Genomic DNA, 16,665 nt, shown 5'->3' with positions numbered 1-16,665 from the left:
TGAACGCAAAGAAATGGATGCTGGCCACCAGCCTGTCGCTGGCGGCCTGGGGGGCGCAGGCCCTGCAGATCACCAGCTTTTCGCCGCAGGGCGAAGTGGCCCGGGTGCGGCAGGTGGTGGCCAAGTTCGATGCCGCTGCCGTCAACTTTGGCGACCCCAAGGCGCCCGCGCCGCTGGCCCTGAGTTGCAGCGATGCCGGGGCCACCAAGGGCACGGGCCGCTGGACGGGAGAGCGCGAGTGGGTGTTCGACTTCGAGCGCGACCTGCCGCCGGGGGTGCGCTGCACCGCCACCGTCAGGGCAGGGTTCAAATCGGCCGCTGGCGCTGAATTGACGGGCGCGAAAAGCTATCAATTCAATAGCGGAGGGCCATTCGTGCAGGCCATCCGCCCGAACCCCTACCAGGAGATCGACGAAGAGCAGTTCTTCGTGCTGCAGCTCAATGGCCCCGCCACCACCGCCAGCGTGCAGGGCAATGTGTGGTGCACGGCCGAAGGCGTGGGCGAGCGCATCCCGGTCCGGTTGATCGAGGGCGCGCAGCGGGCCGAGATCCTGAAGGCGCTGGGCCTGGAGAAAAGCGCCGCGCAGGAGCCCCTGCAGTACGCCGCGCTGGCCTGCAACCGGCGGTTCACGTCCGGTTCGCGCATGCAGGTCGTGTTCGGCAAGGGCGTCGCCACGCCCAGCGGGGTGGCCAACGCGGTGGAAAAACGCTTTGACTTCAAGGTGCGCGAGCCCTTCTCGGCCGAATTCAGCTGTGAGCGGGAGAACGCGCAGGCGGCCTGCCTGCCCATCCGTCCGCTGCAGCTGTCCTTCAATGCCCCCGTGCCGCGCAAGCTTGCAGCGGCCATCCGCCTCAAATCGGCCAAGGAGACGCTCCAGCCCCGGATGGAAGGCGCGGGCGACGGCCAGGCGGGCGATGCGCTGGTGAACAGCGTGCAGTTCGCCGCGCCCCTGGCCGAGAACACGGCGTTCACGCTGGAGCTGCCCAAGGACCTCAAGGACGCCTCGGGCCGTCCGCTGCGCAATGCCGACAGCTTTCCGCTGAAGGTGGCCACGGGCGGCATGCCGCCGCTGGCCAAGTTCGCGGCGGCGCCGTTCGGCATCGTGGAGCGTTTTGCCGAGGGGCCGCGCTCCGACAAGCCCCCCGCGCTGCTGCCGGTGACGCTGCGCAATGTCGAGGCGGCGCTGCGCGTGCAGGGGCTGCAGCCGGGCGCCGAGGCACCGGCAGGCAAGGTGAGCACGTTCAAGCCCCGCACCGATGCGGACATCATCGCGTGGTTCCGCAAGGTGCAGCGCTATGACAACTACGTGGTGAACCGCAAGCAGGCGCGGCAGGACGTGAGCGGCCCGCTGCCCAAGGCGCTGGACGAGGACAAGGAGTACGTGCAGTCGCGCATGCTGTCGCTGCTGGCGGGCAAGGGCGGGGTGAAGACGCTGGACCTGCCCAGGCCTTCCGGCAACGACCCGCGCCCGTTCGAGGTGGTGGGCATTCCCCTCGCGCCCGGGTTCCACGTGGTGGAGATCGCCTCGCAGAAGCTGGGCGCCTCGCTGCTCGACGAACGCCATGGCGATGCCCGCACGATGTATGTGCGCACCTCGGCCCTGGTCACCAACCTGGGCGTGCATTTCAAGCTGGGCCGCGAGAACGCACTGGCCTGGGTGACCACGCTCGACAAGGGCCAGCCGGTGCAGGGCGCCACGGTGCGTGTGTCCGACTGCAAGGGCAACGAGCTGGCGCAGGCCATCACCAACGACCAGGGGGTCGCGAACATCGAGGGCCTGTCGTCCGAACCGCCGCGCTGCGGCGATGCCTACCACGGCGGCGATGGCGGCCAGGCCTATTTCGTGAGTGCGCGCCACAAGGGCGACGACGGCGTGGAGGACATGGCCTTCACGTGGAGCGACTGGCAGCGCGGCATCGAGCCCTGGCGCTTCAACGTGCCCACGAACAGCGCCCCGCGCCCCGGCGAGCGGGCCCACACCATCTTCGACCGCACCCTGTTCCGGGCGGGCGAAACCGTGTCGATGAAGCACGTGCTGCGCTCTGAAACCCGCCAGGGGTTCGCGCTGCCCGCGCAGCGGCCCGAGACCCTGGTCATCACCCATGTGGGCAGCGGCCAGCAATTCACCCAGAGCCTCGCATGGCGCACGACCGCCACCGGGGGGCTGAGCGCGCAGAGCAGCTTCGCCGTGCCGCCCGCCGCCAAGCTCGGCGTGTACCAGGTGGAGCTGCGCAGCGATTCCGACAATGAGCGCAGCTTCAGCTCGGGCGAGTTCCGCGTGGAGGAATTCCGCCTGCCGGTGCTCGAAGGGCGCATTGCGCCGGCCGACAAGAAGGCGCTGGTGCGCGTGCGCTCGGTGCCCACCGACGTGCAGGTCAATTACGTGGCGGGCGGCGGCGCGGCCCATCTGCCGGTGCGGGTGTCCGCCCTGGTGCGCGGCAAGAGCCTGCAGTACGCCGACTACGAGGCCTTCAGCTTCAACCCTCCGCGCAAGCGCGCGCAGGCCTCCAGCGCGGGTGGCGACGACGAGGAGCCCGCCGCCAGCCAGGACGCGCGCGTGATCGCCGACAAGCTGCCGCTCACGCTGAACAAGGACGGGGCGGGCAAGCTGACCATCGACAACGTGCCCCAGGCGCGCGAACCACAGGAATTGCTGATGGAGGCCACGTATGCCGACCCCAACGGCGAGGTGCAGACCCTGCGCGGCACGCACACGCTGTGGCCCGCCGGCGTGGTGGCGGGCGTGAAGACCGAGGGCTGGGTCTCGGCCCGCCAGAAGATCCGCTACCAGGCCCTGGCGCTGCAGCACGACGGCAAGCCCGCCGCCGACACCTCGCTGCAGGTGCAGGCCATCGCGCGCATCACGACCACCACGCGCAAGCGCATGGTGGGCGGCTTCTACAGCTATGACAACCAGACCGAAACGAAAGACCTGGGCACGCTGTGCAGCGGCAAGAGCGACGCGCGCGGCCTGCTGCTGTGCGAGTCCAGGCTGGATGAGCCCGGCGAGGTGGAACTGGTGGTCACGGCCACCGACCGCGACGGCAACACCAGCGTGGCCGCCTCGTCGGTGTGGGTCACGCGCCAGGGCGAGCTGTGGTTTGGCGGCGAGGACCACGACCGCATCGACCTGCTGCCCGAGAAGAAAAGCTACCAGCCGGGCGAGACCGCCAAGTTCCAGGTGCGCATGCCGTTCCGCTTTGCCACGGCACTGGTGGCGGTGGAGCGCGAGGGCGTCATCGACACCCAGGTGGTGCAGCTCAACGGCCAGGACCCGACGGTGAGCCTGAAGGTGCAGCCGGATTGGGGCCCGAACGTGTACGTGAGCGTGCTGGCCCTGCGCGGGCGCCTGCGCGAAGTGCCGTGGTACAGCTTCTTCACATGGGGCTTCAAGGCGCCGCGCGAGTGGTGGACCTCGTTCTGGTACGAGGGCAAGGAGTACCAGGCGCCCACGGCGCTGGTGGACCTGTCCAAGCCCGCCTTCCGGCTGGGCCTGGCCGAGATCCGCGTGGGCACGCAGGCCCACCAGATCAGCGTGAAGGTGGCGGCCGACAAGGAAAGCTATGCCGTGCGCGGCAAGGCGCAGGTCACCATCACCGCCACGCTGCCGGGCGGCAAGCCCGCCGCCAATGCCGAGGTGGCCGTGGCCGCCGTGGACCAGGCGCTGCTGGAGCTGATGCCCAACACCAGCTGGAACCTGCTCGAAGCCATGCTCCAGCGCCGCAGCTGGGGCGTGGAGACCTCCACCGCGCAGATGGAGATCATCGGCCGGCGCCACTATGGCAAGAAGGCCGTGCCTGCCGGCGGCGGAGGGGGCAGGGCGCAGACGCGCGAGCTGCTCGACACGCTGCTGCTGTGGGAGCCGGCCCTGCAGCTGGACGCCAACGGCCAGGCCAAGGTGACGGTGCCGCTCAATGACGCGCTGACCACGTTCAAGATCGTGGCGGTGGCCGATGCGTCCACCGGCCTGTTCGGCACCGGCAGCACCAGCATCCGCGCCACGCAGGATTTGCAGATCATCAGCGGCCTGCCGCACCTGGTGCGCGAGGACGACCAGTTCCGCGCGCAGATCACGCTGCGCAACACCACCAAGGCGGCGATGAAGGTCGAGGTGGCGCCGCGCGCCACGCTGCTGGAGCTCAAGCCCCAGACCGTCGACATCCCCGCCGGCGAGTCGCGCGAGGTGGCCTGGAACGTCACCGCGCCCGCCCAGCTGGCGCAGACGCGCTCAGAGTCCATCCTGTGGGAGATCGAGGCCAAGGACACCGTCAGCGGCGCGCGCGATGCCCTCAAGGCACGCCAGCGCATCATCCCCGCCGTGCCGCTCACGGTGCAGCAGGCCACGCTCGTGCAGGTGGACGGCAGCTTCAGCCTGGACGTGAACCCGCCCGCCGATGCGCTGCCGGGCCGGGGCGGCCTCAAGATGTCGCTGCAGCCCAAGCTGGCCGAGGGCCTGCCCGGCGTGCGCGACTGGTGGGCCCGCTACCCGTTCGCCTGCCTGGAGCAAAAGACCAGCAAGGCCGTGGGCCTGCGTGACGGCGCGCTGTGGCAGACCGTGGTGGCGCAGCTGCCCACCTACCTGGACAGCGACGGTCTGGCCAACTACTTCCCGCCGCGCGACGGCGACGCCAACCGGGGCAGCGACACGCTCACGGCCTACGTGCTGGCGGCCACGCACGAGGCGGCCAGCCTCAACCCCGCGTTTGCCCTGCCCGACGAGGCCCGCGCGCCCATGGAGCGCGGCTTGATCGCGTTCGTGGAAGGCCGCATCCAGCGCAGCTTCTGGAGCCCGCGCAAGGACCTGGACATGCGCAAGGTGGCCGCGCTGGAGGCGCTCTCGCGCTACGGCAAGGCTCAGGGCCGGATGGTCGGCAGCATCACCATCGCGCCCAACCAGTGGCCCACGCACACGGTGATCGACTGGGTCAACGTCCTCAAGCGCGTGGCCGATGTGCCCGAGCGCGACAAGCGCCTGGCCGAAGCCCTGCAGATCCTGCGCAGCCGCCTGTCGTTCCAGGGCACCAAGCTGATCTTCAGCACCGAGCAGGACGACTACTGGTGGTGGCTGATGCAGAACGGCGACGTGAACACCGCGCGCCTGATGCTCGCGGTGATGGACGACCCGGCCTGGAAGGACGACATGGGCCGCCTGGCCAACGGCTTCATCAGCCGCCAGCAGGCCGGCGCCTGGCACACCACCACGGCCAACCTGTGGGGCGGGCTGGCGCTGGAGAAGTTCAGCGCCAGGTTCGAGGCCACGCCGGTGTCGGGCACCACCAAGGCCGCCATGGGCGCCCACAACGCGGCGGTGGACTGGAGCAAGGTCGAGCGCGTGAAGACCACCGACCTGACAGGCGCTGCGCACCAGACCACCTGGTTCGGCGCGCCTGCGTCGCCGGGCAACCTGAAGAACAACGGCATGTTCCTGCCCTGGGGCACAGCGGGTGGCAAGGAGCCACTGGCCGTCACGCACCAGGGCCCCGGCAAGCCCTGGCTCACGCTGCAGTCGGTGGCCGCCATCCAGCTCAAGGCGCCTTTCGCGGCGGGGTACAGCATCACCAAGACCGTGACCCCCGTGGAGCAGGCCAACAAGGCGCTGCCGCCCGGCCAGTACACGCGCGGCGACGTGCTGCGCGTGACGCTGGAGGTGAACGCCAGCGCCGACATGACCTGGGTGGCCATCACCGACCCGGTCCCGGGCGGCGCCACCATCCTGGGCAGCGGCCTGGGCCGCGACTCGGCCATCGCCACGCAGGGCGAGAAGGCGAAGAGCGGCGCGGGCTGGCCCGCGTTCGAGGAGCGCAGCTTCGAGGCCTTCCGCAGCTACTACGAGTACCTGCCCAAGGGCACGGTCAAGATGGAGTACACCGTGCGCCTGAACAACGTGGGCGATTTCGCGCTGCCCCCGAGCCGCGTGGAGGCCATGTACGCGCCCGAGATGTTCGGCGAGCTGCCCAACGCGCGGGTCAAGGTGGAGGCGGCCAGGTAGCCGCGGCGCCGTGCCACGCCCCGTCATGAGCCGTCCCCGGAGCCGCGCGCCATGAGCCTCAGTGTCTTCGTGGAACTGCGGTTCTGGCTGCTGGTGGCGTTTTCCCTGGTGCTGCCCGCGGGCATCTACGGGCTGCTGCTGGCCACGCGCTCGATCTCGCGCATGGCGGTGCTGGGTTTTGGCGTGGCGCTGGTGCTGATCGCGGGCGTGGACGTGTACCTGCTGCAATCGCTCGCGGCCCTGGCCAAAGGCACGCCGTCGCTGGCGGACGACGCGGTGTTCATCTCCGAGCTGTCGATTGCCCTGTACATCCTGCCGGTGGTGTTCGGCGGCATCGGGGTCAACCTGATCTCGCACGTGCTGCTGCGCCACCTGACCGAGGCCGAAACGCGGTTCGACCGGGAGCATCGGGATGACTGACCGTGGCCGGCCCGTGGTGCCCGGGCGGGCGCGCAGGCCGTACAAGGGGTGGGCCGTGGCGGCCCTGTCCGCCTTCCTGGCGGCGCCCGCGGCGGCCATCGCGACTTTCGAGGAGGTGCGCGCGGACTTCAGACCGTCCGACACCGTGCTCCTCTCGCGCGAAGGCGAGGTGCTGCAGCGCCTGCGCACCGACACCACCGTGCGCCGTGGCCAGTGGGTGGCGCTGGCCGACATTTCACCCGCGCTGCGCACGGCCCTGGTGCTCAGCGAGGACAAGCGTTTCTTCGAGCACAGCGGGGTGGACTGGCAAGCCGCCTCGGCCGCCGCCTGGGGCAACCTGTGGAACCAGCGCACGCGCGGGGCCAGCACCATCACCATGCAGCTGGCGGGCCTGCTCGATGGGGACTGGCGCCAGGGGCCGGGCGGGCGCTCGGTGGCGCAAAAGCTCGGCCAGACGGTGGCCGCACAGGTGCTGGACCGGCGCTGGCGCAAGGACCAGATCCTGGAGGCCTACCTCAACCTCGTACCCTTTCGCAGCGAACTGGTGGGCATCGACGCCCTGAGCCGCACGCTGTTCGGCAAGGCCGCCCATGGCCTGGACGAGCGCGAGGCGGCCGTGGCGGCCGCGCTGGTGCGCGCGCCCAACGCGCGCCCCGGCCTGGTGGCGCAGCGGGCCTGCGGGGTGCTGCGCGACATGCGGGCGCAGCAGCCACCGGCGCGGCCGCCATCCCTGGCCTCCGGCCGTCCGGCACAGCACCTGCCCCCCGTGGACTGCGATGCCCTGGACCTGTTCGCCACGGCGGCGCTGCAGCGCCGCGCGTTCGATGCGAGCGAGGGCGTGGCCCCCCACTTCGCGCGGCACTTGCTGCGCCAGCGCTTCAAGGAAGGGGGCGTGGTGCCCGAGCGCGTGCAGAGCACGCTGCGCGCGCCGCTGCAGCGCTTTGCCGTGCAGACCCTGCAGCAGCACCTGCGGGAGCTGCGCGGGCGCAACGTGGAAGACGGCGCGGTGCTGGTGCTGGACAACGCCACGGGCGCGGTGCTGGCCTGGGTGGGCTCGTCGGGGCCGCTGAGCCAGGCCGGCGAGGTGGACGGCGTGCTGGCGCCGCGCCAGCCGGGCTCCACGCTCAAGCCGTTCCTGTATGCGCAGGCCATCGCCGAGCGGCGTCTCACGGCGGCCTCGCTGGTGGACGATTCGCCCGCGCACATCGCCACCGCGGGCGGCCTGTACATCCCGCAGAACTACGACCGCCAGTTCAAGGGCTGGGTGTCGGTGCGCACCGCGCTGGCGGCGTCGCTGAACGTGCCGGCGGTGCGCACGCTGGTCATGGTCACGCCGGACGCGTTCCATCGCCAGCTCTCCGCGGCGGGCATGCCGCTGCGCGAAAACGGGGACTACTTTGGCTACAGCCTCGCGCTGGGCAGCCCCGAGGTGCCGCTGCTGCACCTGTCCAACGCGTTTCGCACCCTCGCCAACGGCGGGCGCCTGAGCCCGGTGGCATGGGCCCAGGCGCCCCCCGGCAAGGTCCCGGCCTTCGCCCCCGCGCTCGATCCGCGCGCCGTCTTCATCGTGGGCGACATCCTGTCCGACGGCAATGCGCGGGCGCGCACCTTCGGCACCGACAGCGTGCTGGCCACGCGCTTCTGGACCGCCGTGAAGACCGGCACCAGCAAGGACATGCGCGACAACTGGGCCGTGGGCTGGTCCGCGCGCTACACCGTGGGCGTGTGGGTGGGCAATGCCAGCGGCGCGGCCATGCACGACGTGAGCGGCACCAGCGGCGCCGCGCCCATCTGGGCCGCGGTCATGGGCTTCCTGCACGCGCGTGAACCCAGCCGCGCCCCCAAGGCGCCCCCAGGCCTTGCCCGGGCCACCGTGCAATTCGGGCCCGCCGCGCCACAGCCCGGTGGCGCGGGCGACGCCCGCCAGCCCCTGGAGGCGGCGCGGCAGGAGTGGTTCCTGGAGGGCACCCAGCAGTCCCTGTTTGCTATTGATTCAGGAGCTAACGGGCAAGACGAACCCAGCGCCAGCGCCAAAAGAACCCCCCATCCCCCGGGGCGGGAGGCCGGGGCGGCCGCGCCGGGCCTTGGCGCGCGCATCACGGCGCCGGCCCCCGGCACCATCATCGCGCTGGACCCGGATATCCCTCCCGCGCGCCAGCGCCTGCAGTTCACCGCCACGGGAAGCGGGTGGCTGTGGCGCATGGACGGCAGGCCGCTCGGGCGCGGCGCGCGCGTGGCCTGGATGCCCTGGCCGGGGCGGCACGTGGTGCAGCTCACCGATGCCCAGGGCCAGGTGCTGGACGAGGTCCGCATCGAGGTGCGCGGCGCGGGTGCCGTGGCGCCCGCACCCAGGGCCACTGCGCATTGACGCCACGAAATCCGAGGGATACGGTGTGACTTGCCGCCCGGCACGCCACAGGTAGACGCCTAGAATGGTTACAAGATATTTCTATGCCCTTTCTGCGCCAGTTCTTTTCCCACCGCCTGATCTGGCTGGCCCTGTTGGTCTCGCTGGGCATTGGCGCACTCTTCGCACGCACGATCTGGACCATTCGCGCTGACGAGTGGAACTACGCCGCCCAGACCAACGCCAATCTCGCGCGCACGCTGGAGCAGGGGCTGAGCTGGGCGCTCGACACGTTCGACAAATCGCTGGAAGGCGTGGCGCGCGAGGTGGGCAGGCCCGAGGTGTGGGCCCTGCCGCCCGACCTGCGCGCCCGGGTGGTGTTCGACAACTCCCTGCGCGCGCGTGGCGCGGGCGATGTGCTGGTGCTCGACACCCTGGGCAACGTGGTGCTCGATTCGGGCCCGCTGCCGCCGCGCCGGGTCAACTTCGCGGACCGCGACTATTTCACGGCGTTCCAGTCGGGCGGGCACCAGGGCCTGTTCGTGGGCAAGCCCGTGCCCTCGCGCGTGACCGGGCTCAACATCCTGCCGGTCTCGCGCGCCTACTACCGTCCGGACGGCAGCTTCGCCGGGGTGGTGGTGGGCGCCATCAGCCTGAGCTATTTCAATGAGCTGTTCGGTTCGCTCGACATGGGCCCCCACAGCGGCGTGAACCTGTTTCGCAGCGACGGCGTCGTGATCACCCGGTTTCCCTATGGGGACGCCGACGTGGGCCGCAGCCTGGCGGGCACCCCCAACCTGATCCGCTTCCAGACGGAGGGCACGGGCACCTTCATCGGCACGTCCACCATCGACGGCATGGAGCGCCTGTATTCGTTCCGTCCCGTGGGGCGCTATCCGCTGATCCTCAACGTGGCGCAGTCCACCGACACCGTTCTGGCCAAGTGGTACCGCAGCGCCTGGGTGCTGGGCGGGTTCGCACTGCTGCTGATGGTCAGCTGCGTGGGGCTGGCCACGCTGTTCGTGCGCGAACTCACGCTGCGCCAGCAGGTCTCCGCGCGGCTGCGCGAGGCCGAACGCAACACGCGCACCATTCTCGACAACATGCCCTCGATGATCGGCTACTGGGATGCCGGGCTGCGCAACCGGTTCGCCAACCAGGTCTATTTCGAGTGGTTCGGCGTGCGGCCCGAGCGCATGCCCGGCATGCACCTGAGCGACCTGCTCGGGCCGGAGCTGTTCGCGCAGAACAAGCCGTTCCTGGACAGGGCGCTGCTGGGCGAGCCGCAACTGTTCGAGCGCACCTTCGCGGATGTGCATGGCGTTGCGCGCCACACCATGGCCTCCTACCTGCCCGACACCGAGGGCGGCAAGGTGCGTGGCATCTTCGTGCAGGTGACGGACATCTCGGAACGCAAGCGCATGGAGGACGAACTGTTTGACGAGAAGGAGCGCGTGCGCCTCACGCTGCAGTCCATCGGAGACGCGGTGGTCTGCGCGGACGCCCATGGAGCGGTCACGTACCTGAACCCGGTGGCCGAGCGCCTGACCGGCTGGCAGGCCTTCGACGCGGCGGGCCACAACGTGGACGAGGTAGTGAACCTGCGCAGCCCCGACAACGACGCGGTGCTGGCCAGCCCCTTGCGCCAGGCCATGGAGCAGGGCCTGGCGGTGGAAGCGGTGCGCGGCGTGGTCCTGCACCGCACCAGCGGGCAGCGCTTTCAGGTGGAGGAAACCTCCAGCCCCATCACCGACCGCCATGGGGCCGTGACGGGCGCCGTGGCCGTGCTGCGCGATGTGACCGAATCGGTGGTCATGGCCGAGCGCATGGCGCACCTCGCCCAGTACGACGCGCTGACCGACCTGCCCAACCGCGTGCTGCTGCAGGACCGCGCCCAGCTGGCCATCTCGCAGGCGCGCCGCGACGGCAAGTGCCTGGCCGTGATGTACCTGGACCTGGACGGCTTCAAGGACGTGAATGACACCCTCGGCCACGATGTGGGCGACCTGCTGCTGGTGCAGTTCGCCCAGCGCCTGAAGGCCGCCGTGCGCGCCTCGGACACCGTGTGCCGCCAGGGCGGCGACGAATTCGTGGTGCTGCTGCCGGGGCTGGACGGCGCCGAGCCCGCGTGCAGCGTGGCATGCAAGATCCTCGCGTCCTGCGACCTGCCTTTCGAGCTGGCGGGGCGGGTGCTGCAGATCGGGCTGAGCGGCGGCATCGCGCTGTACCCCCAGCATGGTGACACCTTCGACGCACTTTCGCGCCATGCCGACAGCGCCATGTACGCCGCCAAGCGCGGCGGGCGCATGCGCTTCATGCTCTACCGGGGCCCGGACGAGGCGCCCGAGGTCGTGCTGGCCGACAACGCGGGAGGCCGCGTGCGCTGAGCATGCGGCGGTGCGACGCGGTGCGGGGAGGGGGGCCGCATGCCAGAACCCACGGTGGGATCATGTTTTGCTATGAAAATAATAGCTTATTGCGCTTGTGGAATAAGCGCCAGGCGGTGTTTTTGGTGAAAGTCCTGGAGCTTGCGCGGGCCCGCCTCGGCCTGCCTTGGAAATTTGTTGCAGCCCCGCGCAAATAATTTTGATGGCCCGCCAGCGCGCAAGTGCCTACCATCCGCGCAGTTCTTACCGTCCCCTGTGCAACCCCTTCTGGAGCGTCCGCGTGCCTGACTTGTCCAAAATCACCTGCATCGAAGACCTGCGTGTCATCGCCCAGCGGCGCGTGCCGCGCATGTTCTATGACTACGCCGATTCAGGCTCGTACACCGAGGGCACCTACCGCGCCAACGAAAGCGACTTCCAGCGCATCAAGCTGCGCCAGCGCGTGGCCGTGAACATGGAAGGCCGCAGCACGCGCACCACCATGGTGGGGCAGGACGTGGCCATGCCCGTGGCCATCGCGCCCACGGGCCTCACGGGCATGCAGCATGCCGACGGCGAGATCCTGGGCGCGAAGGCGGCCAAGGCGTTCGGCATCCCGTTCACGCTCTCGACCATGAGCATCTGCTCCCTCGAGGACATCGCCGAGCACACGGGGCGCCACCCGTTCTGGTTCCAGGTGTATGTGATGCGCGACCGCGACTTCATCGAGCGCCTGATCGACCGCGCCAAGGCCGCCAACTGCTCGGCGCTGCAGCTCACGCTGGACCTGCAGATCCTGGGCCAGCGCCACAAGGACATCAAGAACGGACTGTCGGCCCCGCCCAAGCCCACGCTCGCCAACCTCATCAACCTGGCGACCAAGCCGCGCTGGTGCCTGGGCATGCTGGGCACCCCGCGCCGCTCGTTCGGCAACATCGTGGGCCATGCCAAGGGCGTGGGCGACCTGTCCTCGCTCTCGTCCTGGACGGCCGAGCAGTTCGACCCGCAGCTCAACTGGGGCGATGTCGAGTGGATCAAGAAGCGCTGGGGCGGCAAGCTGATCCTCAAGGGCATCATGGACGCGGAGGACGCCCGCCTGGCGGTCGACAGCGGCGCCGATGCGCTCATCGTCAGCAACCACGGCGGCCGCCAGCTGGACGGCGCGCCATCGTCCATCGCCGCGCTGCCCGGCATCGCGGCCGCTGCCGGCAAGGACATCGAGGTGTGGATGGACGGCGGCATCCGCAGCGGGCAGGACGTGCTCAAGGCGCGCGCGCTGGGCGCCCAGGGCACGCTGATCGGGCGCAGTTTCCTCTACGGCCTGGGTGCCTTCGGCGAGGCGGGGGTGACCCGCGCGCTGCAGATCATCCAGAAGGAGCTGGACATCACCATGGCCTTCTGCGGCCACACCAACATCAACACGGTGGACCAGTCCATCCTGCTGCCGGGCACCTACCCCGTCTAACCGTGGCCCGTGCAACCGCGGCCGGCCGGCGCGCAGGACCTACAGCGTCTTCTGCAGCGCCGCGATCTCCCGCTGCAGGGTCTGCACCACGAAGTCCTCGCGCGGCTGCATGCGCGCCGTCATGGCGCTCACGCTGATGGCGCCGACCACCATGCCGCCCCGGTCCCGGATGGGCACGCCAATGCTGGTCACGCCCGCCACGGCGTAGTTGGTGATGCTGGCGTAGCCCCGCGCACGGGCGGTTTCCATCAGGTCCAGCAGGATCTGCCGCGTGAGGCCCCCGTAGGTGGCCAGGTGCGGCTCGATGCGGCCGAGCACCTCGGGCAGTTCGTCCTGCGGCATGAAGCTCAGCAGCGCCAGCCCCCCGCCGCCAATGCCCAGGGGCCGGCGCTTGCCCACTTCCACGGTCAGCACCTGGATCGGAAAGCTGCCGGACTGGCGGTCCAGGCAGAACGAATCCGCCCCGCTGCGCACCACCAGGAAGGCGGTGTCCCCCGTCTCGGCGCTGATGCGTGCGAGGAAGGGCGCGCACTGGTCGCGCAAATTGAAGTGGGTGGACGCCACCAGCCCGAGTTCGTAGGCGAAGTGGCCCAGCCGGTAGCGGCGCCGGGCGTCCTGCATCACCAGCCCGCCTTCGACCAGTTGCTTGAGCAGCCGGTGCACCGTGGGCTGCGCCAGGCCGCTGGCCGCCACCAGCGTGGACAGGCGGGCGCCGGACTTGTGCTCGGAGGAAATCAGCCGCAGCAGCCCGATGGCCCGGTCCAGGCTTTGAACGGTGGTCATGTCATCAAATTCACTGTAAATCCATATTGTGGACTTATTTGCTTTGGCGTCCGGCCGTGCAAAGGAATAATTCAATGAGAAGTTTATTTCATTGACGACGATTCAACAATAAAAGTCCGTATTGCGGAATATTTGCATGTACCCCATCGATTTCTTCTACCGCGCTGTCCGGATGTATCCGCAGCGGGAAGCCCTGGCCGGCGGCGGCCAGGTGCTGACCTATGCCGCGCTGGCCGCGCGCGTGGACGCCGCCGCCTGTGCGCTGCAGCAGCTGGACGCCGAACCCGGCTCGCGCGTCGGCATCTGCGCCGGCAACACCGTGGACCACGTCGTGGCGCTGCTGGCCGTGCTGGCGGCGGGCAAGGTGTGGGTGCCGCTGAACTGGCGCAACCCGGCGGCGGAGCTCAACCGCATCATCGCGTTCACCGAACCCACCATCGTGGTGGCCGAGCCCGCGCACCTGGGCACGCTCGACCTGGCCGGCGTGAAGGCCGTGCTGGCGCTGGGCGAGGGCGGTGAAGCCCGCGCCACGCTGCAGGCCGCCGAGGCTGCGCACGCGGGCCAGCGGCCCCGGCCGCACGGCCGCTCGCGCGACGAGGCCCAGGCCATCAAGTTCACGGGCGGCTCCACCGGCGTGCCCAAGGGGGTGATGCAGCCCTACCGCGCGTGGGTGGCCACGCTGGTCAACCAGATCCAGGCGTTCGGTTTCGGCGCGGACGACCGCTACCTCATCTCGGCGCCCGTCACGCACGGCACCTCCACCTACCTGCTGCCCATCCTGGCGCAGGGCGGCTGCCACGTGCTGCCCGCCAGCAACAAGCCGGCCGAGCTGCTGCGCAGCTTCCGCGAGGATGGCATCACCACCACCTTCATGCCGCCCACGCTGCTGTACATGCTGGTGGCCGAGGCGCATGGCGAGCGCCTTCGGCTGCCCCGCCTCAGGCACCTGATCTACGGCGGCGCGCCCATGCCGCCCGAGAAGATCCGCGTGGTGCGCGAATGCTTCGGCCCCGTGCTGGAGACCACCTACGGCCAGACCGAGGCGCCGCAGGTGGTCAGCGTGATGCGCGCCGAAGACTTCGCCGACGAGGCCAACTGGCGCTCCGTGGGCCGCCAGGGCCTGGTGACCGACATGGCCATCATGAGCCCGGAAGGCGCCCTGCTGCCCACGGGCGAGGCGGGCGAGATCGTGGTGCGCGGCGACCTCATCATGAACGGCTACTGGAAGATGCCGGAGAAGACCGCCGAGACCATCGTGGACGGCTGGCTGCACACGGGCGACCGGGGCTACGTGGACGAGCGCGGCTACCTGTTCCTCAAGGACCGGCTGCGCGAGGTGGTCATCACCGGCGGCTTCAACGTCTACCCCATCGATGTGGAGAGCGTGCTCGACCAGCACCCCGCCGTGCACGAGTCCGCCGTGTTCGGCATCGAGGACGACAAGTGGGGCGAGGCCGTGCACGCGGCCGTGCAGCTCAAGCCCGGCGCGCAGGTGAGCGCGCAGGAGCTCATCGCCTTCGCCAAGGAGCACCTGGGCTCCGTGAAGACCCCCAAGGCCGTGCACTTCTACGCCGACCTGCCGCGCAGCGTGGCCGGCAAGGTGCACAAGGTCACGCTCAAGGCCGACATCACGCGCCTGGTGCGCCAGGAGCAGCCCGCATGAACAAGCCCGTGGAACGCCCCTACACCGAGCTGTGCACGCACTCGCCAACGTCGATCCACTACCGGGGCGACAACCTGGCCGAGGACGTGCTGGGCCAGCGCGGCTTCACCGACGTGCTGTTCTCGCAGATCCTCAACCGCCGGCCTGACGCCGACGACCTGCGCGTGCTCGACGCCGCGCTCATCGCCATCATGGAGCACGGCCTCACGCCGAGCGCCATCGCCACGCGCATGGTCTACATGAGCTCGCCCGAGAACATCCAGAGCGGCGTGGCCGCGGGCCTGCTGGCCGTGGGCAGCCAGTTCGTGGGCACGGTGGAAAATTCGGCCATCCTGCTGCGCCAGATCATCGATGCGCCCGAAGGCGTGGAGGCCGCGGCGCGCGCCACGGTGCAGCGCCACCGCGCCGAGCGCAAGCCCATCCCCGGCTTCGGCCAGCACATGCACAAGCCGGACGACCCACGCGCGGCCAGGCTGCTGGCCATCGGCCGCGAGCATCCGCGCTTCGAGGGGCGCTACCTGCAGGCCATCGAGGTCCTCTCGCGCGAGGTGGATGGCGCCTTCGGCAAGCACATCACCATCAACGCCACGGGCGCGGTGGGCACGCTGCTGGGCGAGCTGGGCGTGCCCCCGGCGATGATGCGCGGCTTTGCCGTCATCTCGCGCGCGGCGGGGCTGGTGGCGCACATCGCGGAAGAGCAGCGCATTCCGTCCGCCCGTTTCGTGTGGGACCTGGTGGACCACGAGGTGCCCTACCGTGGCACGGGCGAGGGCCACAACAAGGACCGGAGCGGCGAATGACCGGCACCACCCCTTCGCGCGACATCCTGGTCTGCGATTCGGTCACCCGCATGGGGCAGGACGTGCGGGGCCGCGTGGCCATCGCCGCCTCGCATGGCGGCGTGTTCGCGGTGCACCTGGCGCTGCAGGAGGGCGTGGCCGGCCTGGTGGTGTGTGATGCGGGCGTGGGGCTGGAGCGCGCGGGCATCGCGGGCCTGGACCATGCCAACAGCCTGGGCGTGCCGTGCGCCGCCCTCCACCACCGCTCGGCGCGCATCGGCGACGGGGCCGACTGCGCGCGGCGCGGCCTGGTCTCGTACGCCAACGCGCGTGCCGTGCAGCTGGGCGTGCGCGTGGGCATGCCCGCCCTGCAGGCCGCGCAGTGCATGGCCGCTGCGGACCTGCAGGCCGTGGACCCGGGACCCTCGCCCGGCGAGGCGCGCAAGGTGCTGCCGGGACTGCATGAGCACCGCACCGTCGTGCTCATCGACTCGGCCTCGCTGGTGGCCGAGGAGGACCGCGACTGCGTGGTGATCACCGCCTCGCACGGCGGCTTGCTGGGTGGCCGGTTCGAGACCGCCATCAAGCTGCCCGTGTTCGCCGCGCTCTACAACGATGCGGGCATCGGCTGCGACGGCGCGGGCGTCTCGCGCCTGCCGGCACTCGATGCGCGGGGCATCCCGGCTGCCACGGTGGCTGCCAGCAGCGCGCGCATTGGCGACGCCCGCTCCGCATGGGAGACCGGCGTGATCAGCCGCGTGAACCAGGCGGCCTATGCCCTGGGGGCGCGCGAAGGGCAGGGCGCACGCGACTGGGCCGAACTCATGGCGGCCGTGCACTGAGGCTGAAGGC

Annotated in this window: 9 protein-coding genes; 8 read left to right on the top strand and 1 reads right to left on the bottom strand. The window is 70.2% G+C overall.

Going from position 1 to position 16,665, the window contains the following annotated elements:
• The first annotated feature begins 17 nt into the window (after positions 1–17).
• The 5 genes from AC3RCE_RS18705 (at position 18) to AC3RCE_RS18685 (ending at position 12,588) form a co-directional block, all read left to right on the top strand.
• On the top strand, positions 18–5,990 hold the full coding sequence (locus AC3RCE_RS18705) for an alpha-2-macroglobulin family protein (protein ID WP_492255409.1): 5,973 nt from the start codon (positions 18–20) through the stop codon (positions 5,988–5,990).
• Positions 5,991–6,041: 51 nt separating this feature from the next.
• Positions 6,042–6,410: a hypothetical protein gene (locus tag AC3RCE_RS18700; RefSeq protein WP_218295651.1), complete on the top strand. Its 369-nt coding sequence runs from the start codon at positions 6,042–6,044 to the stop codon at positions 6,408–6,410.
• Positions 6,403–8,778 carry a penicillin-binding protein 1C gene (gene pbpC, locus AC3RCE_RS18695; protein WP_218340064.1) on the top strand — a complete coding sequence of 792 codons (2,376 nt, stop codon included), beginning with the start codon at positions 6,403–6,405 and terminating at the stop codon, positions 8,776–8,778. The genes AC3RCE_RS18700 and pbpC overlap by 8 nt, the downstream gene beginning before the upstream one ends.
• 83 nt (positions 8,779–8,861) lie before the next feature.
• On the top strand, positions 8,862–11,144 hold the full coding sequence (locus AC3RCE_RS18690) for a bifunctional diguanylate cyclase/phosphodiesterase (protein WP_492253658.1): 2,283 nt from the start codon (positions 8,862–8,864) through the stop codon (positions 11,142–11,144).
• Positions 11,145–11,424: 280 nt separating this feature from the next.
• Positions 11,425–12,588: an alpha-hydroxy acid oxidase gene (locus AC3RCE_RS18685; RefSeq protein WP_492253657.1), complete on the top strand. Its 1,164-nt coding sequence runs from the start codon at positions 11,425–11,427 to the stop codon at positions 12,586–12,588.
• Between the two features lie 39 nt (positions 12,589–12,627).
• On the opposite strand, the gene AC3RCE_RS18680 is transcribed toward AC3RCE_RS18685, so the two are convergent.
• Entirely contained in the window at positions 12,628–13,371 is a 744-nt protein-coding gene (locus AC3RCE_RS18680) for an IclR family transcriptional regulator (protein WP_369643036.1), read from the bottom strand.
• 136 nt (positions 13,372–13,507) lie between these two features.
• On the opposite strand from AC3RCE_RS18680, the gene AC3RCE_RS18675 reads away from it, so the two are divergent.
• Genes AC3RCE_RS18675 through AC3RCE_RS18665 form a run of 3 tightly spaced genes read left to right on the top strand, consistent with a single transcriptional unit; the run spans position 13,508 to position 16,655 of the window.
• Entirely contained in the window at positions 13,508–15,034 is a 1,527-nt protein-coding gene (locus AC3RCE_RS18675) for a class I adenylate-forming enzyme family protein (RefSeq protein WP_218295647.1), read from the top strand.
• Positions 15,031–15,834, top strand: a complete 804-nt coding sequence (locus AC3RCE_RS18670; protein ID WP_492244169.1) for a citryl-CoA lyase — start codon at positions 15,031–15,033, stop codon at positions 15,832–15,834. The genes AC3RCE_RS18675 and AC3RCE_RS18670 overlap by 4 nt, the downstream gene beginning before the upstream one ends.
• Positions 15,831–16,655 carry a hypothetical protein gene (locus AC3RCE_RS18665; protein WP_492253656.1) on the top strand — a complete coding sequence of 275 codons (825 nt, stop codon included), beginning with the start codon at positions 15,831–15,833 and terminating at the stop codon, positions 16,653–16,655. Before AC3RCE_RS18670 ends, AC3RCE_RS18665 begins: the two co-directional genes overlap by 4 nt.
• Positions 16,656–16,665 lie beyond the last annotated feature (10 nt).

The organism is Acidovorax sp. GW823-FHT05D11 (genome assembly GCF_058795695.1).
The sequence above is the reverse complement of the archived record's forward strand: the minus strand, read 5'-3'. Positions and strand labels throughout refer to the sequence as shown.

Coding starts and splice junctions, on each gene's coding strand:
- AC3RCE_RS18705 (WP_492255409.1), top strand. CDS start 18: ATGCTGGCCACCAGCCTGTCGCTGGCGGCCTGGGGGGCGCAGGCCCTG.
- AC3RCE_RS18700 (WP_218295651.1), top strand. CDS start 6,042: ATGAGCCTCAGTGTCTTCGTGGAACTGCGGTTCTGGCTGCTGGTGGCG.
- pbpC (WP_218340064.1), top strand. CDS start 6,403: ATGACTGACCGTGGCCGGCCCGTGGTGCCCGGGCGGGCGCGCAGGCCG.
- AC3RCE_RS18690 (WP_492253658.1), top strand. CDS start 8,862: ATGCCCTTTCTGCGCCAGTTCTTTTCCCACCGCCTGATCTGGCTGGCC.
- AC3RCE_RS18680 (WP_369643036.1), bottom strand. CDS start 13,371: ATGACCACCGTTCAAAGCCTGGACCGGGCCATCGGGCTGCTGCGGCTG.
- AC3RCE_RS18675 (WP_218295647.1), top strand. CDS start 13,508: ATGTACCCCATCGATTTCTTCTACCGCGCTGTCCGGATGTATCCGCAG.
- AC3RCE_RS18670 (WP_492244169.1), top strand. CDS start 15,031: ATGAACAAGCCCGTGGAACGCCCCTACACCGAGCTGTGCACGCACTCG.
- AC3RCE_RS18665 (WP_492253656.1), top strand. CDS start 15,831: ATGACCGGCACCACCCCTTCGCGCGACATCCTGGTCTGCGATTCGGTC.